The sequence below is a fragment of the Pseudoduganella aquatica genome, from assembly GCF_009857595.1.
GTDB classification, from domain to species: domain Bacteria; phylum Pseudomonadota; class Gammaproteobacteria; order Burkholderiales; family Burkholderiaceae_D; genus Rugamonas; species Rugamonas aquatica_A.
This window is the reverse complement of record NZ_WWCU01000023.1, coordinates 40,668-57,350: the sequence shown is the minus strand read 5'-3', so window position 1 is coordinate 57,350 and position 16,683 is coordinate 40,668. Positions and strand designations below refer to the sequence as shown.

Annotated in this window: 17 protein-coding genes and 1 tRNA gene; 8 read left to right on the top strand and 10 right to left on the bottom strand. The window is 64.2% G+C overall.

Features of this window, described 5'->3' with window-relative positions:
* Positions 1 to 45: 45 nt before the first annotated feature.
* Together GTP77_RS19170 and GTP77_RS19165 are read left to right on the top strand one after the other, a co-directional pair.
* Positions 46 to 483 carry a hypothetical protein gene (locus tag GTP77_RS19170; RefSeq protein WP_161073749.1) on the top strand — a complete coding sequence of 146 codons (438 nt, stop codon included), beginning with the start codon at positions 46 to 48 and terminating at the stop codon, positions 481 to 483.
* 25 nt (positions 484 to 508) lie between these two features.
* On the top strand, positions 509 to 649 hold the full coding sequence (locus GTP77_RS19165; protein WP_161073748.1) for a hypothetical protein: 141 nt from the start codon (positions 509 to 511) through the stop codon (positions 647 to 649).
* 54 nt (positions 650 to 703) lie between these two features.
* Here the strand turns inward: GTP77_RS19165 and GTP77_RS19160 are convergent.
* Positions 704 to 780, bottom strand: a tRNA-Met gene (locus GTP77_RS19160).
* Positions 781 to 965: 185 nt separating this feature from the next.
* Here GTP77_RS19160 and GTP77_RS19155 point away from each other — a divergent pair.
* From GTP77_RS19155 to GTP77_RS19130, 6 genes are all read left to right on the top strand, one after another.
* Positions 966 to 1,541, top strand: a complete 576-nt coding sequence (locus GTP77_RS19155; RefSeq protein ID WP_161073747.1) for an NUDIX hydrolase — start codon at positions 966 to 968, stop codon at positions 1,539 to 1,541.
* The gene (aat, locus tag GTP77_RS19150) at positions 1,538 to 2,269 is read left to right on the top strand and encodes a leucyl/phenylalanyl-tRNA--protein transferase (protein WP_161073746.1); all 732 of its coding nucleotides are present in this window, start codon (positions 1,538 to 1,540) and stop codon (positions 2,267 to 2,269) included. Before GTP77_RS19155 ends, aat begins: the two co-directional genes overlap by 4 nt.
* A gap of 67 nt (positions 2,270 to 2,336) precedes the next feature.
* Entirely contained in the window at positions 2,337 to 3,065 is a 729-nt protein-coding gene (locus GTP77_RS19145) for an arginyltransferase (protein WP_161073745.1), read from the top strand.
* Between the two features lie 31 nt (positions 3,066 to 3,096).
* The gene (locus tag GTP77_RS19140) at positions 3,097 to 4,137 is read left to right on the top strand and encodes a quinone-dependent dihydroorotate dehydrogenase (RefSeq protein WP_161073744.1); all 1,041 of its coding nucleotides are present in this window, start codon (positions 3,097 to 3,099) and stop codon (positions 4,135 to 4,137) included.
* 13 nt (positions 4,138 to 4,150) lie between these two features.
* Positions 4,151 to 5,197, top strand: coding sequence for an aldo/keto reductase (locus GTP77_RS19135; RefSeq protein WP_161073743.1), 1,047 nt, complete (start codon positions 4,151 to 4,153; stop codon positions 5,195 to 5,197).
* 108 nt (positions 5,198 to 5,305) lie between these two features.
* Positions 5,306 to 7,684, top strand: a complete 2,379-nt coding sequence (locus GTP77_RS19130) for a TonB-dependent receptor plug domain-containing protein (RefSeq protein WP_161073742.1) — start codon at positions 5,306 to 5,308, stop codon at positions 7,682 to 7,684.
* Between the two features lie 106 nt (positions 7,685 to 7,790).
* On the opposite strand, the gene GTP77_RS19125 is transcribed toward GTP77_RS19130, so the two are convergent.
* The 9 genes from GTP77_RS19125 to GTP77_RS19085 all read right to left on the bottom strand — a co-directional run bounded on the left by GTP77_RS19125 (position 7,791) and on the right by GTP77_RS19085 (position 16,601).
* On the bottom strand, positions 7,791 to 9,434 hold the full coding sequence (locus tag GTP77_RS19125; protein WP_161073741.1) for a methyl-accepting chemotaxis protein: 1,644 nt from the start codon (positions 9,432 to 9,434) through the stop codon (positions 7,791 to 7,793).
* A gap of 140 nt (positions 9,435 to 9,574) precedes the next feature.
* The gene (locus GTP77_RS19120; RefSeq protein WP_161073740.1) at positions 9,575 to 10,507 is read right to left on the bottom strand and encodes a CysB family HTH-type transcriptional regulator; all 933 of its coding nucleotides are present in this window, start codon (positions 10,505 to 10,507) and stop codon (positions 9,575 to 9,577) included.
* Positions 10,504 to 11,577, bottom strand: coding sequence for a sulfate/molybdate ABC transporter ATP-binding protein (locus GTP77_RS19115; RefSeq protein ID WP_161073739.1), 1,074 nt, complete (start codon positions 11,575 to 11,577; stop codon positions 10,504 to 10,506). Before GTP77_RS19115 ends, GTP77_RS19120 begins: the two co-directional genes overlap by 4 nt.
* 3 nt (positions 11,578 to 11,580) lie before the next feature.
* Entirely contained in the window at positions 11,581 to 12,468 is an 888-nt protein-coding gene (gene cysW, locus GTP77_RS19110; RefSeq protein ID WP_161073738.1) for a sulfate ABC transporter permease subunit CysW, read from the bottom strand.
* Positions 12,468 to 13,274, bottom strand: a complete 807-nt coding sequence (gene cysT / locus GTP77_RS19105) for a sulfate ABC transporter permease subunit CysT (RefSeq protein ID WP_161073786.1) — start codon at positions 13,272 to 13,274, stop codon at positions 12,468 to 12,470. Before cysT ends, cysW begins: the two co-directional genes overlap by 1 nt.
* A gap of 187 nt (positions 13,275 to 13,461) precedes the next feature.
* Positions 13,462 to 14,235: a sulfite exporter TauE/SafE family protein gene (locus GTP77_RS19100; protein WP_161073737.1), complete on the bottom strand. Its 774-nt coding sequence runs from the start codon at positions 14,233 to 14,235 to the stop codon at positions 13,462 to 13,464.
* Positions 14,236 to 14,369: 134 nt separating this feature from the next.
* Positions 14,370 to 15,008 (bottom strand): peroxiredoxin, encoded by a 639-nt coding sequence (locus GTP77_RS19095; protein WP_161073736.1) that lies wholly within the window; start codon positions 15,006 to 15,008, stop codon positions 14,370 to 14,372.
* Positions 15,009 to 15,102: 94 nt separating this feature from the next.
* Positions 15,103 to 16,107, bottom strand: coding sequence for a sulfate ABC transporter substrate-binding protein (locus tag GTP77_RS19090; RefSeq protein ID WP_161073735.1), 1,005 nt, complete (start codon positions 16,105 to 16,107; stop codon positions 15,103 to 15,105).
* A 107-nt stretch (positions 16,108 to 16,214) separates the two neighbouring features.
* Positions 16,215 to 16,601: a diacylglycerol kinase gene (locus GTP77_RS19085; protein WP_161073734.1), complete on the bottom strand. Its 387-nt coding sequence runs from the start codon at positions 16,599 to 16,601 to the stop codon at positions 16,215 to 16,217.
* Between the last annotated feature and the right edge of the window lie 82 nt (positions 16,602 to 16,683).

Below are 16,683 nucleotides of genomic sequence, written 5' to 3'. Positions count from 1 at the left end.
GTTCCTGTCGGCTATGCTCGCGTCATCCCTCGCCGAGGTGCAAATATGGAACTCATTAACTTCCTGGGCTGGTTCATGCTGAATGTATGTGCGCCTCTGCTCGCCCCTATCATCCTGCTTACCTTGCTAGGTGCTGGCCGCCAACATCGCGGTCAAGTCAAGCTCTTGATCAAGTGGGCAATTCGTGATGGACAGCTGTATTGGCCAGTCATTGCAATGTGCGCGGCAGCTTGTTACGAAGCTGCAAGCGTCTTTGCAAACAAAGCAGACGCCCGCAGTCCAGTTCTGGCTTGGTTCGCCATCGGCTGGCACGTCCTTCTCATTGTTGCCTCATCCGTTCTCGTTACAGTTAGCACAACAGATGCAACACTGGCTCGCCCAGAGCAACATGAAAACACACTCTCGCCGGTGGTGCTAATATCGATTGCAGTCTCCGTGATAACGGCAGTCAGCTATTCTTTGACGCACTACTTGGCTGGCTAGCTGCCAACTGATGCAGGAGGGAGATATGATCAAGCGGTTTGCCGACTACATGGACAGCGCGGAAAACCGCCGCAAGCTGACCATACGGCTAGGAATCTTCATGATTGTGGGCGGTATCGCCTTCAATCTCATTATGCTGTACGCAATAGTCTTCCTGAACAAATAAGCGCCCAAACGGAAAAGCCGTTGAACTCTTTCGAATTCAACGGCTTTCAGTATCTGGTTGCGGGGACAGGATTTGAACCTGTGACCTTCGGGTTATGAGCCCGACGAGCTGCCAGACTGCTCCACCCCGCGTCTGTATGAACGTATTATAGGGCAACTGGAGACTTTAGGCAATATCAATCTCGAGATCATCGATGATAGCGCCAATTTATCCAGCCACGCCGCCGCATAGCCAGCGCTCGCGCTACGCGCACAGCCCGCAATCGGTGTAAAGTAAGCACTACGCCAACAAACACCGCTGACCCCAACCGCCTCCCATGAAATTCTGTTCCGAATGCGCCCACCCGGTCGAGCTGACCATACCCGCCGGCGACAACCGCCCGCGCTACGTCTGCCCCCATTGCACCGCGATCCATTATCAGAATCCCAAGATGGTGCTCGGCTCCGTCCCCGTGTGGGAGCGAGACGGCAAGCTGCAGGTGCTGCTGTGCAAGCGCGCCATCGAGCCGCGCTACGGCTACTGGACCCTGCCCGCCGGCTTCATGGAGAACAATGAAACCACGGCCGAGGCGGCGGTGCGCGAAACCGTGGAGGAAGCCGGCGCCAATATCGAACTCGGCCCGCTGTTCACGCTGATGAACGTGGCGCGCGTGCACCAGGTGCATATGTTCTACCTGGCCACGCTGCGCGACCTGGACTTCGCCCCCGGCGAGGAAAGCCTGGAAGTGCAGATGTTCACCGAAGACGAGATCCCCTGGGACGACCTGGCCTTCCCCACCATCCGCACCACGCTGGAACTGTTCTTCGCCGACCGCGCCCGCATGCGCGCCAGCGGCGGCAGCCACGGCTTCCACACCCAGGACATCACGAAACCCATGCGCAGCGACGTATGATCCCCTGGCTGGACGCGCACTCGCCCTTCCCCGACGTATCCCAGGCGCTCACCACCGACGCGCCCGGCCTGCTGGCCGCCGGCGCCGACCTGTCGCCCGCCCGCCTGCTGGCCGCCTACCAGCGCGGCATCTTCCCCTGGTTCTCCGAAGGCCAGCCCATCCTGTGGTGGAGCACCGACCCGCGCATGGTGCTGATGACGGAGCGCTTCCGCGTCTCCGACAGCCTGAAAAAAGCCATCAAGAAAGTGCAGCGCAGCGCAGAAAGCGGCGGCCGCTGGCAGGTGCGCTTCGACTCCGCCTTCGAAGACGTGATGCGCGCCTGCGCCGCGCCGCGCCGCGACGGCCCCGGCACCTGGATCTCCGACGACATCATCGCCGGCTACACCGGCCTGCACCAGCTGGGCTACGCCCACTCGTCCGAGCTGTGGCTGGACGGCGAACTGGTGGGCGGCGCCTACGGCGTGTGCATAGGCCGCATGTTCTACGGCGAATCCATGTTCGCGCGCGTGACGGACGGCTCCAAGATCGCGCTGGCCTACCTGGTGCATTTCCTCAAATCCCAGGGCGTGGCCATGATCGACTGCCAGCAGGAGACCGGCCACCTGGCCTCGCTGGGCGCCGCCCCCATCCCGCGCGCCGAGTTCCTGCGGCACCTGGGCGCCAATATCGGCCTGCCCGCCATCAGCGGCTGGGCACCGTTGCAGCCATACCCCAGCGCCGCCGATTAGCGTGCAGAGTTCGCCGCTTTCTGCGCTATGATATGCACACGGACACCATTTCTGCCCCGGGACGCGCATGACGCACCTGAACGACCTGCCCTTCGCAACGCTGCAGTTCTACACGACAGCGCCCTATCCTTGCAGCTACCTGGACGAGCGCCAGGCGCGCTCGCAAGTGGCCACCCCTTCGCACCTGATCAACGCCGACGTGTATTCCGAGCTGGTGCGCAACGGCTTCCGCCGTAGCGGCATCTTCACCTACCGCCCGTATTGCGACGGCTGCCAGGCCTGCGTGCCGGTGCGGGTGGCGGCGGCCGGCTTCCGCCCCACGCGCGGCCAGCGCCGCGCCTGGACCCGGCACGGCAACCTGACCGCGGGCGTGGCCACGCTGTCCTTCTCGGACGAGCACTACGACCTCTACCTGCGCTACCAGAGCACGCGCCACGCCGGCGGCGGCATGGACCAGGACAGCCGCGACCAGTACGCGCAGTTCCTGCTGCAGAGCCGCGTCAACACCCGCCTGGTGGAGTTCCGCGAACCGGACGGCACGCTGCGCATGGTCAGCATCATCGACGTGCTGTCGGACGGCCTGTCCTCGGTCTACACCTTCTTCGACCCCGAAGTGGAAGGCGCCTCCTACGGCACCTACAACATTGTCTGGCAGATCACCCAGGCGCAGGAGCTGGGCCTGCCCTACGTCTACCTCGGCTACTGGATCGCGGACAGTCCGAAGATGTCCTACAAGATCAATTTCCAGCCGCTGGAAGCGCGCATCAAGGGCCAATGGAGCGTCATGGCGCGGTAGAATACGGGCTACTTTTTAGCCAGCCCCCGCCATGTCCGACAAATTCCTGTACTCCCTCGCCCGCCCCATGCTGTTCTCCATGGACGCGGAAGCCGCCCACCACTTCACGCTGCCCGCGCTCAAGAAAGCCTCCAAACTGGGCCTGACCCGCGCCTTCGCGCGCGCGCCCAAGCCGGACCCGCGCACCGTGATGGGCATCCTGTTCAAGAATCCCGTCGGCCTGGCGGCAGGCCTGGACAAGGACGGCGCCTACATCGACGCGCTGGCCGACCTGGGCTTCGGCTCCATCGAAGTGGGCACCGTCACGCCGCGCGCGCAGCCGGGCAATCCCAAGCCGCGCATGTTCCGCCTGCCGGCCGCGCACGGCATCATCAACCGCATGGGCTTCAACAACGGCGGCGTGGACGCCTTCGTGGCCAATGTGCAGTCCTCGCGCTTCTACCAGAACAAGGAAGGCGTGCTGGGCCTGAACATCGGCAAGAACGCCGACACGCCGATCGAGCGCGCCGCCGACGACTACCTGCACTGCCTGCAGAAGGTCTACCCTTACGCCAGCTATGTCACGGTGAACATCTCCTCGCCCAACACCAAGAACCTGCGCCAGCTGCAAGGCGGCTCCGAGCTGGACGGCCTGCTGGCCCAGCTCAAGGACGCGCAGCAGCGCCTGGCCGACCAGCACAAGCGCTACGTGCCGCTGGCCCTGAAGATCGCGCCGGACATGGACGGCGACCAGGTGAAGAACATCGCGGACGCCCTGCTGCGCCACAAGATCGACGGTGTGATCGCCACCAACACCACGCTGAGCCGCACCGCCGTGGAAGGCATGCAGCACGGCGCCGAAGCGGGCGGCCTGTCCGGCGCGCCGGTGTTCGAACTGTCCAACCAGGTGATCCGCCTGCTCAAGGCCGAACTGGGCGACGCCCTGCCCATCATCGGCGTGGGCGGCATCATGCGCGGCGCGGACGCCAAGGTGAAAATGGACGCCGGCGCGCAGCTGGTCCAGCTGTACAGCGGCTTGATCTACGCCGGTCCCGCGCTGATACGCGACTGCGCCGACGCGGTCCGCCGTTAATCAAGGAGACACCATGGAATACACCACCCTCGGCGCCAGCGGCCTGAAAGTCAGCAAGATCTGCCTGGGCAGCATGACCTTCGGCGAGCAGAACACCGAAGCGGACGCGCACAGCCAGCTCGATTACGCACTGGAACGCGGCATCAACTTCATCGACACCGCCGAAATGTACCCGGTCATGCCGCGCGCCGAAACGCAAGGCTCCACCGAGCGCTACATCGGCTCCTGGCTGAAGAAAAGCGGCAAGCGCGCGGACGTGGTACTGGCCACCAAGGTGGCCGGCCCGAACCCGAATATGCACTGGGTGCGCAAGGGCCAAAACAACCTGGACGCCGCCAATATCCGCTCCGCAGTGGACACCAGCCTGCAGCGCCTGCAAACGGACTATATCGATTTATACCAATTGCACTGGCCGAGCCGCAACGTGCCCATCTTCGGCGCCTCCGTGTTCGATCCGTCCAAGGAGCGCGAGTGCGTGGCGATCGAGGACACGCTGGCCGTGCTGGGCCAGCTGCAGCGGGAAGGCAAGATCCGCCACATCGGCGTGTCCAACGAATCGTGCTGGGGCGTGAATGAATTCATCAAGCAGGCCGAGATGAAAGGCCTGCCGCGCATCGCCACCATCCAGAACCTGTACAACCTCACCGCGCGCCACTACGAAACCAGCCTGCTGAACGAGACCTGCTACCGCGAGCAAGTCAGCCTGCTGGCCTACAGCCCGCTGGCGTTCGGCCAGCTCACGGCCAAGTACCTGGACAACCCGAAAGCGCACGGCCGCCTGACCATCTTCCCGGCCAGCTGGAGCCCGCGCTACCTGCGTCCATCCGTGCTGTCGGCGGTGGCGCAGTACGCGGCCCTGGCGCGCGCCAACGGCATGACGCCGGCGCAGATGGCGCTGGCCTGGTGCTACACGCGCTGGTTCGTCGCCTCCACCATCATCGGCGCCACCACGCTGGCGCAGCTGAAGGAAGATATCGACGCGCTGGGCACCGTGCTGTCCCCGGAACTGGTGGCCCGGATCGACGCCATCCACGCCAGCCTGCCCGACCCCGGCCAGTAACTCAAGGCTGCATATATCGAGGGGACATAAGCTTAGCAATAAGCATTCGTTCCCTCTTTGACAACGCATCGGTAAGCTCCCGGCTTTACACAAGCAAGAGAGTCAGCCATGAGTTTCCGCCATACCCAAGCACATCCCGGCCGCGCACTGCTGGCCTTCAGCCTGGTCGCCTCGCTCGGCCTGCCTGCCGCAGCCCAGGAGCTGCCGTCCGGCGACGTGCAGACCGTGCTCGTCACCGGCACCTACGCCAAGAACCGCCGCACCAGCGACTCCGAATCCCCGGTCGACATCATCGGCGCGCGCGAGCTGCAGGCCTCCGGTTCCAGCGAGCTGGCCACGGTGCTGGGCCGCGTGCTGCCCTCGGTGAACTTCCCGCGCCCCTCCGGCGCCGACGCCAGCGACGCCGTGCGCCCCGCGCAGCTGCGCGGCCTGTCGCCGGACCAGGTGCTGGTGCTGGTGAACGGCAAGCGCCGCCATGCCTCCGCCGTGGTGAACGTGAACGGCACGCTGGGACGCGGCTCCGCGCCGGTGGACCTGAACGCCATTCCCATCGCCGCCATCGACCACATTGAAGTGCTGCGCGACGGCGCGGCCGCCCAGTACGGCTCGGACGCCATCGCCGGCGTGATCAACATCATCCTGAAAAAAGGCGCCAAGGGCGGCGAAGCGGAAATCGGCTACGGCCAGTACAAGGAAGGCGACGGCGAGAGCGTCACGCTGCGCGCCACCGGCGGCTTCGACCTGGGCAACGGCGGCTGGCTGCGCCTGGCGGCGGAAGCGGCCGACCGCAACCCCACCAACCGCGCCGGCCCCGACCTGCGCAATCCGGCCGAGCCGCGTTACGGCAAAGTCAACCAGCGCTTCGGCGACCCGGACACCAAGCCGCGCAACCTGTTCTTCAACAGCCAGCTGCGCGTGAACGACGACATCGACTTCTACGCCTTCGGCAATTTCGGCCAGCGCAAGACCGAGGCCGCCGCCACCTGGCGCACCGCGCTGAACGGCACCGCCCAGCGCACGCCGCTGTTCCCGGAAGGCTTCCTGCCGCTGCAGGACAGCACCTCCATCGACGAATCGCTGACCGCCGGCCTGCGCGGCGCAGCCGGCGCCTGGCGCTGGGACGTCAGCCTGGACTACGGCAGCAACCGCTTCGACCTGAACATCCACAACACCGTCAACCAGGACCTGAAGGAAAAGAGCCCGACCAGCTTCCACCTCGGCAAGCTGACCAACACCCAGTCCGTGTTCAACTTCGACCTGGCGCGCGAGTTCGCCGTGCCCGGCCTGAGCGGACCGCTGACGGCCGCCGCCGGCGTGGAAGCGCGCCGCGAAAGCTATGAAATCGAAGCGGGCGACGCAGCCTCCTACAGCGGCAGCGGCTCGCAGGGCTTCAGCGGCTTCCGTCCCGTCAACGCGGGCAAGAACAGCCGCAACAACAAGTCCATCTACCTGAACCTGGAAGCGCCGTTCACCAGGCAGTTCTCCGGCGCGCTGGCGGCCCGCCACGAAAACTACAGCGACTTCGGCACCACCACCTCGGCCAAGGCTTCGGCGCGCTACGCCTTCAGCGACGCGTTCTCGCTGCGCGGCACCGCCTCCAGCGGCTTCCGCGCGCCGTCGCTGGCCCAGCAGTTCTACACCATCACCACCACCAACTTCTCCATCATCAACGGCGTCAACACGCCGATCGAGACCGGCACCTTCGCCGTCAACAGCACCGCCGCGCTGGCGCTGGGCGCGCAGCCGCTGAAACCGGAGAAGGCCAAGAACTTGAGCCTGGGCCTGCAGCTTCAGCCCTTCCGCAACTTCAGCACCACGGTGGACGCCTACCGCATCGACATCGACGACCGCATCCTGTTCTCGGCCAACCTGATCCTGCCGGACGCGCTGAAAGCCACGCTGGCCGCGCAAGGCGCGCTGGTGGGCGCGGCGCGCTACTTCACCAACGCGGTCGACACGCGCACCAAGGGCGTCGACCTGGTGAGCACCTACCGTGTGGACCTGGCCAACAAGGACAGGCTGGACTTCACGCTGGCCTACAACCACAACAAGAACGAGATCGTGCGCATCGCCGACAACCCGGCCGTGCTGACCGCGAACAAGCTGCTGCTGATCGACCGCCAGACGGTGAACCGCGCCACGGTGGGTTCGCCCAAGGACAAGTTCAGCCTGGCGGCCGACTACACGGCGGGCATCTGGACGGCGCGCGGCCTGGTCACGCGCTACGGCAGCTTTACCGTGCCGCAGAACGTGGCGGCGCAGGACCAGGTGTACAGCCCGCAGTGGGTGCTGGACGTGTCCGGCAGTGTGAAGCTGGGCAAGAACTGGAAGCTGAGCGCGGGCGTGGATAACCTGACCGACAAGTATCCGGACCAGGTGACGTCGTTGAACAATCTTAATAACAACGGCATCAACCCGTATAGCGGCTTTGCGCCGAATGGGTTCAACGGGCGCTACTACTACGCCAAGGCTGGCTATAGCTGGTAAGCAGGGATGGCGGGTTACGGCGCGCTGCGCCTAACCCGCCCTACGATGAACTGTGAGCGACCGTAGGGCGGGTTAGATGCGCAGCATCGTAACCCGCCACAGCGCGCTAAGACTCAACCCAAACGCCCTCCCTGGCGGCACGCTGCGCCGGCCCCGGCAACGCGCGCCGTGCCGGTTGCGCCTGGTACTGCTGCTCCGCCAGCCGGAACACGCTCACCGCTTCCGCCAGCAGCTCGGCCTGGTCGCGCATCGACTGCGCGGCGGCGGCCGCTTCTTCCACCAATGCCGCATTCTGCTGCGTCACATCGTCTATCGACACAATGGCCTGGTTCACCTGCGCGATGCCGGAACTCTGCTCCTGGCTGGCCGCGCTGATCTCGGTCATGATGTCGGCCACCTGCCGCACCGCCTTGACGATGCCTTCCATCGTCGCGCCAGCTTCGTCCACCAGGCGCGCGCCGGTGTCCACGGTTTCCACCGACTGGCCTATCAGCGCCTTGATCTCCTTCGCCGCCGCCGCCGAACGCTGAGCCAGGTTGCGCACCTCGCTCGCCACCACGGCAAAGCCCCTGCCCTGCTCGCCCGCGCGCGCCGCTTCCACCGCCGCGTTCAGGGCCAGGATATTGGTCTGGAAAGCGATGCCGTCAATCACGCCGATAATGTCCACGATCTTGTTCGAGCTTTCCTTGATGGCGCCCATGGTGCTCACCACCTCGCCCACCACTTTGCCGCCCTTGGTGGCGAACTCGGAGGCCGACACCACCAGCGACGTGGCCTGCCGCGCGTTCTCCGCATTCTGCGTGACGGTCGAGGTCAGCTCCTCCATCGAGGAAGCGGTTTCCTCCAGGCTGGAAGCCTGCTGCTCGGTGCGCGAGGACAAGTCCAGGTTGCCGCTGGCGATCTCGCTGGAGGCGGTGGAAATGGTGTCCGATCCGGACCGCACCCTGCCCACGGTGCGCGCCAGGCTCTCGTTCATATTCTTCAGCGCGCGCAGCAGCTGGCCGGTTTCGTCGGCGCTGTCGCATTCTATATGCTGGGTCAGGTCGCCGCCGGCCACCGCCTCGGCCACGCCCACGGCACGGTTCAGCGGACTGGTGATGCTGCGCGTAATCCAGTACACCACCACGGCCGCCAGCACGGATGCGATCACCGTCAGCGCTATCATCATGGTGCGCGCGCCCAGATAGGCCGCGTGCGCGTCCGTGGCGGCTTTGTTGACGGCTTCGGTTTGATATTTGACCAGGTCGGTCAGGGAGTTGAGATAAGCGGTCTGCTCCTTGCGCACCGTGGTCAGCAGGTAGACCACGTTCTCGTCGCGCTTGCCCACGTCGGCGGACTTGGCCACGAAGGCGCCCTGCACCACCTCGTAGCGCTGGCGCGCCTCCATCACGGCCTTGAGCTTGGCCTTGCTTTCCGCGTCCTCGTCGTCGGAAATCAGCGTGGTGAGCTTGTCCAGGCGGGCGGCGATTTCCACCTTCCTGTCGTCCACGCGCTTGAGTTCCTTACGCACGGTTTCCGGGTCGGTGGACAGCATGGCGTTGCGCATGGCGCGCGCGATGTCGTTGACGCCACCCACCGCCTCGTAGGCCTCGATCACCTTGGGCACCTTGTCGGCCGCCAGGTCGTCGGTACCGCTGTTGAGCTTGCCGAGATTGCCGATGCCGACCACCGACATGCCCACCATGAAGACCAGCGACAATCCCAGCCCGCCGGCGAGGCGCGTCCCTATTTTCCAGTTACCGATGCCCATATGACGCTCCCTGAACTTTAAAACAATGTTTCAAAAATGGGGTGCTGTGCGGCTTAGAACTGAAATCAGTATATGGCTTTATGACAATGGCTGGCAGGAAAATAAATAGTCTGTTTTCCCACCGCAACACCCCATGCGCTTTACGCGGCCTCAGGCCCGGCAAGGGCTACTTCGATATCGCTGCGGCGCAGCTCGGGCGCGAACTGCAGGATGAATTCCTGCGCATAGGTGCGCAGGTAGGCGCCGCGCCGCACCGCCAGGCGCGTGGTGTTGGCCGCGAACAGGTGCGACGCTTCCACCGCGCGCAGGCCCTTGTCGCGCCCGTGGTCGAAGGCCATCGAAGCCACGATGCCCACGCCCAAGCCCAGCGACACATACTGCTTGATGACGTCCGAATCCATGGCCGTCAGCACGATGTCCGGACGCACGCCGGCGCGCGCGAAGGCGTCGTCCAGGTGGCCGCGGCCGGTAAAGCCCACGTCGTAGGTAATCAGCGGGAACTCGGCCAGGTCCTCCAGGCGGATATTGGTGCGCGCCAGCAGCGGATGGCCGTCCGGCACCACGATCAAGTGGCTCCAGCGGTAGCAAGGGAAGGACACCAGGTCCGGGAACTGGCTCAGGCCTTCGGTGGCGATGCCGACGTCCGCCTTGCCCGACAACACCCATTCCGCGATATGCTCGGGCGAGCTTTGCTGCAGGGCGATGCGCACCTCGGGGAAGGCGGCGCGGAAGCTCTGCACCACTTTCGGCAGCGCGTAGCGCGCCTGCGTGTGGGTGGCGGCGATGGTCAAGGTGCCGCTGTTCTGGCCGGTGTATTCCTGGCTGGCCTGCTGCAGATTCTCGGCCTCCACCAGCAGGCGGTCGATAATCTTCAGGATGCCCTTGCCGGGGTCGGTCAAACCGGTCAGGCGCTTGCCGTTGCGCTCGAAGATGACCACGCCCAGCTCGTCTTCCAGCTCGCGGATCTGGCGGCTCACGCCAGGCTGCGACGTGAACAGCGCATTGGCCACTTCGGTCAGGTTGAAGTTGCGGCGGGCCGCTTCGCGTATGGAACGCAGTTGCTGGAAATTCATATCGCGCTTCCTTCATCAACAAACACATGCAGGCGTTTCGGACGCACCACCAGGGTCTCGCCTTCCTTCAGGCCCAGATGGCTGTAGCGCTCGTTCGGTATCACCGCTTCGATGATCTCGGCGTTGTCGGCGCGCTCCAGGTCCAGCTGGGCCAGCGGGCCGATGGCGTGCGCGCGGCGCAGCTTGACCACGATGCCCTCGGCGCCCTGCGTGTAGCGGTCCACGTCCAGGTCGTGCGGACGCACATAGGCGATGCCCTTGCTGTCCTGCGTCTCGCCGTGCGAGGCCAGGTCCAGCGCCACGCCGCCGGTGGTGATCACGCCTTCATGCACGCGGCCGTGGAACATGTTCACATTGCCCAGGAAGCCGTACACGAAGGGCGACGCGGGATGGTTGTACACCTGGTCCGGCGCGCCTATCTGTTCGACATTGCCCTTGTTCATCAGCACCACCTGGTCTGCCACTTCCAGCGCTTCCTCCTGGTCGTGCGTGACGAAGATGCTGGTCACATGCAGCTCGTCGTGCAGGCGGCGCAGCCAGCGGCGCAGCTCCTTGCGCACCTTGGCGTCCAGCGCGCCGAACGGTTCGTCCAGCAGCAGCACGCGCGGCTCCACCGCCAGCGCACGCGCCAGGGCGATGCGCTGGCGCTGTCCGCCGGACAGCTGCGGCGGATAGCGGTCGGCCAGCCAGTCCAGCTGCACCAGGCCCAGCAGGTCCATGACCTTCTTCTTGATCTGCGACTCGGACGGACGCTCGGCGCGCGATTTCACGCGCAGGCCGAAGGCCACGTTCTCGAACACGGTCATGTGCTTGAACAGCGCGTAATGCTGGAACACAAAGCCCACCTGGCGCTCGCGCACATGGCGGTCGGAGGCATCCTTGCCGTCCAGCAGGACCTGGCCCGAGTCCGGATGCTCCAGGCCGGCGATGCAGCGCAGCAGCGTGGTCTTGCCGCAGCCGGACGGTCCCAGCAGCGCGGTCAGTTCGCCCGTGGGAAAGTCCAGCGACACATTGTTCAGGGCGGTAAATTCGCCGAAACGCTTGTTGATGTTTTTGACTGCGATCGTCATGGCTCAGTGCTCCGAAGTTTGACCGGCGTAGTCTTCATGCAGACGCCAGGCGATAAAGGATTTCAAGGCCAGCGTGACCAGCGCCAGCAGTGCCAGCAGCGAGGCCACGGCGAAAGCGGCCGCGAAGTTGTATTCGTTGTAGAGGATTTCCACCTGCAGCGGCACCGTGTTGGTCTCGCCACGGATATGGCCGGACACCACCGACACCGCACCGAACTCGCCCATGGCGCGGGCGTTGCACAGGATGACGCCGTACAGCAGGCCCCATTTGATGTTCGGCAGCGTCACGCGGAAGAAGGTCTGCCAGCCGGACGCGCCCAGCACCAGGGCCGCCTCTTCTTCCTCGCTGCCCTGCGCCTGCATCAGCGGGATCAGTTCGCGCGCCACGAAGGGGAAGGTCACGAAGATGGTGGCCAGCACGATGCCCGGCACCGCGAACAGGATCTTGATGTCGTGCGCGGACAGCCACGGGCCGAACCAGCCCTGCGCGCCGAACAGCAGCACGTAGATCAGGCCGGAGATCACCGGCGACACCGAGAACGGCAGGTCGATCAGCGTCAGCAAAAAGCTCTTGCCGCGAAACTCGAACTTGGCGATGCACCAGGAAGCGGCCACGCCGAACACCAGGTTCAGCGGCACGGCGATGGCGGCCGTGATCAGCGTGAGCTTGATGGCGGAGATGGCGTCGTCCTCGACGATGGCGGAGGCGTACACGTCCCAGCCTTTTTTCAGCGCCTCGGCAAACACGGCCACCAGCGGCACGAACAGGAACAGCGTCAAAAAGGCCAAAGCGACAGCGATCAGCAGGCCGCGCACCCACAGCGGTTCCAGGATATTCGGCGCGGACGCCAGTTCGCCGCGGCGTGGCACGACAGGAGTTGGAGCGCTCATTATTTACCCGACTTTCCGCGAGCCCAGGCTTGCAGCAGATTGATGGACAACAGCAGCACGAAGGAGATCAGCAGCATCACCACGGCGATCGCCGTGGCGCCCGCGTAGTCGTACTGCTCCAGCTTGGTGATGATGAACAGCGGCGTAATCTCGGACACCATGGGCATATTGCCGGCGATGAAAATCACCGAGCCGTATTCGCCGGTGGCGCGCGCGAAGGCCAGCGCGAAGCCGGTCATCAGCGAAGGCAGCACGGTGGGGAAGACCACGCGCACAAAGGTCTGGAAGGCGCTGGCGCCCAGGCTGGCGGCGGCCTCTTCCAGTTCGCGCTCGGCGTCCTCCAGCACGGGCTGCACGGTGCGCACCACGAAAGGCAGGCCGATAAAGGTCAGCGCCACCACCACGCCCAGCGGCGTGAACGCCACCTTCAGGCCCAGCGTGCCTTCCAGGAAGGAACCGAACCAGCCGTTGGAGGAATACAGCGCCGTCAGCGTGATGCCGGCCACGGCGGTGGGCAGCGCGAACGGCAGGTCCACCAGCGCGTCCACGATGCGCTTGCCGGGGAACTGGTAGCGCACCAGCACCCAGGCCACGATGAAGCCGAAGATGGCGTTGATGAAGGCGCCGATCAGCGAAGCGCCAAAGGTCAGGCGGTAGGACGCCATCACGCGTTCGGACGTGACGGCGGTCCAGAACTGCTCCCAGGTCATGGTGAACGTTTTCAGGAACACCGCCGACAGGGGGATCAGCACGATCAGCGACAGATAGAAGATCGTGAAGCCCAGCGACAGCTTAAAGCCCGGCATCACCCTGAATGGGGCGCTCCTGGGTTGGTATGTCACCGGCGGGGCGGCCGGGATGGCGACTGCAGACATGAACACTCCTCTTATTACAATTCCGAGTTTAGGCCCGGATAATCGCATAGAGGAGTTATGAAGCAAACGACGCAATTGTCATTTGCTTAGATATGAATTTGCCAGTGTTGGCAGCGCCTTATGCCAGCAGCTTGGCCGCCACCGCCGTCAGCGTTGCGGCCAGCAGGCCGCGCAGCACGCGCTCGGGCACGGCGCGCGCAAACCAGGAGCCGATGGTGATGCCGGGCACGGAGCCCACCAGCAGGGTCAACAGCAGCATCCAGTCGATGGAACCCAGCCACCAGTGTCCGAAGGCCGCCACGGCCGTCAACGGCACTGCGTAGGCGATATCGGTGCCCGCCACTTCGGCGGCGCTCAGGCGCGGATACAGCATCACCAGCAGGGTGGCGCCGATGGCGCCGGCGCCGATGGAGGAAATGGTGACCAGCGTGCCCAGCACGGCGCCGGCCACCACGGTGGCGGTGTCCAGCGCGCGGCCCTGCAGCTGGCGTTCGGGATGGGCGTTGATCCAGGCCAGCATCTTGCTGCGGAACAGGATGGCGACCACCGTCAGCAAGACGGAGCCGGCGATGGAATAGCGTATCAGCTGGCCGATTTCCTTATCCAGCGCGCCGAACTGCTTGAGGCCGATGGCGGCCACGATGGCGGCCGGGACTGCGCCCAGGCACAGCAGGCGCACGATATCCCAGCGCACGGTGCCGCGCAGGCGGTGCGTGAAAGTACCAGCGGATTTGGTGACGGCCGCGAAGGCCAGGTCGGTGCCCACGGCAACCGAAGGAGAGACGCCGAACAGCAGCGTCAGGATAGGTGTCATCAGCGAACCGCCGCCCACGCCAGTCATGCCGACCAGCAGGCCTACGCCGAAACCTGATGCAATAAACGACAAATCCATGCGAACTCTCCAATAAGAGCCGCAAGGGTAACCAGAGTTGCCGGAAATCCAAACAACGGAAATCCTATTTGCTTATGCGTACAGCGGCCGAGTTCACTGCTGGGGTCAGTCCCGGCGGGACTGACCCCGGATGTTTACTTGTTCGGCTGAGGGGTCACGCGCAGGTAAGGCCGCTCGGCTTTGAAGCCTTTCGGATACTTCTGCTTCAGCACTTCCGGATCCTGCACGGTCAGCGGAATAATGACATCGTCGCCATCTTTCCAGTTGCCCGGCGTGGCCACGGTGTAGCCGTCGGTCAGCTGCAGGGCGTCGATGACGCGCAGCACTTCGTCGAAGTTGCGGCCGGTGCTCATCGGATAGGTGATGGACAGGCGGATTTTCTTGTTCGGATCGATCACGAACAGCGTGCGCACGGTGGCCGTGGCGGATTGCTCCGGGTGGATCATGTCGTACAGGTTGGCGACCTTCTTGTCCGCGTCGGCGATGATGGGGAAGCCCACCACGGTTTTCTGCGTTTCCTCGATGTCCTTGATCCAGGCGGCGTGCGACTCAACCGGGTCCACCGACAGCGCGATGGCTTTCACATTGCGCTTGTCGAATTCCGGCTTCAGCTTGGCGGTCAGGCCCAGTTCGGTGGTGCACACCGGGGTGAAGTCGGCTGGGTGCGAGAACAGCACCACCCAGGAGTTGCCAGCCCACTCGTGGAACTTGATAGGGCCGATGGAAGATTGCTGCTCGAAATCGGGGGCGACGTCGCCCAGGCGTAAGGTCATAATAACTCCTCGAAAATATTGACGATCTAATCATTGTGCACCCGCCGCCCCCTGCTTTGCAAGCAAAGTCGGAGGCGGCGGAAGCCGCCGGGGCTTATTTGCCCGGGGTGTAGATCTGGTCAAACACGCCGCCGTCGGCGAAGTGCACCTTCTGCGCCGTGGTCCAGTCGCCCGCCACTTGCGCCAGCGTGAACAGTTTCACGTTGGGGAACTGGGCTGCGTATTTCTTGGCTTCCTTCTCCACGGTAGGACGGTAGTAGTTCTTGGCGATCAGTTCCTGCGCCTCGTCCGTGTACAGGAAGTTCAGGTAGGCCTCCGCCACTTTGCGGGTGCCGCGCTTGTCCACCACTTTGTCGACCACGGCCACCGGCGGCTCGGCCAGGATGCTGACCGACGGCGCCACGATTTCAACCTTGTTCGGCCCCAGTTCCTTGATGGCCAGCAGCGCTTCGTTTTCCCAGGCGATCAGCACGTCGCCGATGCCGCGTTCGACGAAGGTGGTGGTGGCGCCGCGCGCGCCGGAGTCCAGCACCGGCACGTTTTTGTACAGCTTCTTCAGGAAGTCCTTGGCGCTGGCGTCGCTGCCGCCTTGCTGGCGCAGTGCGTAGCCGTAGGCGGCCAGGTGGTTCCAGCGCGCGCCGCCCGAGGTTTTCGGATTCGGCGTGATGACGGCCACGCCCGGTTTCACCAGGTCGCTCCAGTCCTTGATGCCTTTAGGATTGCCCTTGCGCACCAGGAACACGATGGTCGAGCTGTACGGGGTGCTGTTGTGGCCCAGGCGTTTCTGCCAGTCCTTGTTCAGCAGGCTGCGCTCGGCGATGGCGTCGATGTCGTAGGCCAGCGCCAGCGTCACCACGTCCGCCTCCAGGCCGTCGATCACGGCGCGGCCCTGCTTGCCCGAGCCGCCGTGCGACTGCTTGATCTTGACGGTGTCGCCGGTCTTGGCCTTGTAGTCCTTGGCGAAGGCGGTGTTGACGTCCGCGTACAGCTCGCGGGTTGGGTCATAGGAAACGTTCAGCAGGCTGAACTCGGCGGCCAGCGCAGGCGCGATGGCGGTTGCAGCGAAGACGGTTGCAGCGATAATTTTTTTGGACAGCATCAGAATACCCCGTTGTAGTTAGGACCTCAGAAACTGTAGCTTATCGCCGGCCTATATATTTGAGAACGAAGTATTTAGAGATTCCATATACCGCGAATGCATATGCCTTAGTAGAAGCGCTGCACCAGCACCACCGTCCACGTCAGCGCGGCCAGCAAGCCGCACAGCAGCACGGCGGCGCTGCCGAAGTCCTTGGCGTTTTTGGACAGCGGATGGCGCTCCAGCGAAATGCGGTCCACCACCGCCTCGATGGCCGAATTGATCAACTCCACGATCAGCATCAGCACCAGAGGCGCGATCAGCACCAGCTTCTGGAAGGCCGACACCGGCAGCAGCAGCGCCGTCACGGCGCCTACGGCAAACAGCATCAATTCCTGGCGGAAAGCGTGCTCGTGGCGCCAGGCGGCCTTCAGACCGTCGAAGGAATACAACAGCGCCGAATAGATGCGCTTGAGGCCGCTCTTGCTTTTAAATTCGCTAACAGGTTGTTCCATATGGCTGTCCAGTATTGATACGGTGCGTCATTATGCCTCCGCCATAGGAGAAGCGCGCGCCGGAATTCCCCTTTTTTTCACA

Excerpts from the sequence above, each read along its gene's own strand:
- GTP77_RS19170 (WP_161073749.1), top strand. The coding sequence starts at position 46 with ATGGAACTCATTAACTTCCTGGGCTGGTTCATGCTGAATGTATGTGCG.
- GTP77_RS19165 (WP_161073748.1), top strand. The coding sequence starts at position 509 with ATGATCAAGCGGTTTGCCGACTACATGGACAGCGCGGAAAACCGCCGC.
- GTP77_RS19155 (WP_161073747.1), top strand. The coding sequence starts at position 966 with ATGAAATTCTGTTCCGAATGCGCCCACCCGGTCGAGCTGACCATACCC.
- aat (WP_161073746.1), top strand. The coding sequence starts at position 1,538 with ATGATCCCCTGGCTGGACGCGCACTCGCCCTTCCCCGACGTATCCCAG.
- GTP77_RS19145 (WP_161073745.1), top strand. The coding sequence starts at position 2,337 with ATGACGCACCTGAACGACCTGCCCTTCGCAACGCTGCAGTTCTACACG.
- GTP77_RS19140 (WP_161073744.1), top strand. The coding sequence starts at position 3,097 with ATGTCCGACAAATTCCTGTACTCCCTCGCCCGCCCCATGCTGTTCTCC.
- GTP77_RS19135 (WP_161073743.1), top strand. The coding sequence starts at position 4,151 with ATGGAATACACCACCCTCGGCGCCAGCGGCCTGAAAGTCAGCAAGATC.
- GTP77_RS19130 (WP_161073742.1), top strand. The coding sequence starts at position 5,306 with ATGAGTTTCCGCCATACCCAAGCACATCCCGGCCGCGCACTGCTGGCC.
- GTP77_RS19125 (WP_161073741.1), bottom strand. The coding sequence starts at position 9,434 with ATGGGCATCGGTAACTGGAAAATAGGGACGCGCCTCGCCGGCGGGCTG.
- GTP77_RS19120 (WP_161073740.1), bottom strand. The coding sequence starts at position 10,507 with ATGAATTTCCAGCAACTGCGTTCCATACGCGAAGCGGCCCGCCGCAAC.
- GTP77_RS19115 (WP_161073739.1), bottom strand. The coding sequence starts at position 11,577 with ATGACGATCGCAGTCAAAAACATCAACAAGCGTTTCGGCGAATTTACC.
- cysW (WP_161073738.1), bottom strand. The coding sequence starts at position 12,468 with ATGAGCGCTCCAACTCCTGTCGTGCCACGCCGCGGCGAACTGGCGTCC.
- cysT (WP_161073786.1), bottom strand. The coding sequence starts at position 13,274 with ATGCCGGGCTTTAAGCTGTCGCTGGGCTTCACGATCTTCTATCTGTCG.
- GTP77_RS19100 (WP_161073737.1), bottom strand. The coding sequence starts at position 14,235 with ATGGATTTGTCGTTTATTGCATCAGGTTTCGGCGTAGGCCTGCTGGTC.
- GTP77_RS19095 (WP_161073736.1), bottom strand. The coding sequence starts at position 15,008 with ATGACCTTACGCCTGGGCGACGTCGCCCCCGATTTCGAGCAGCAATCT.
- GTP77_RS19090 (WP_161073735.1), bottom strand. The coding sequence starts at position 16,107 with ATGCTGTCCAAAAAAATTATCGCTGCAACCGTCTTCGCTGCAACCGCC.
- GTP77_RS19085 (WP_161073734.1), bottom strand. The coding sequence starts at position 16,601 with ATGGAACAACCTGTTAGCGAATTTAAAAGCAAGAGCGGCCTCAAGCGC.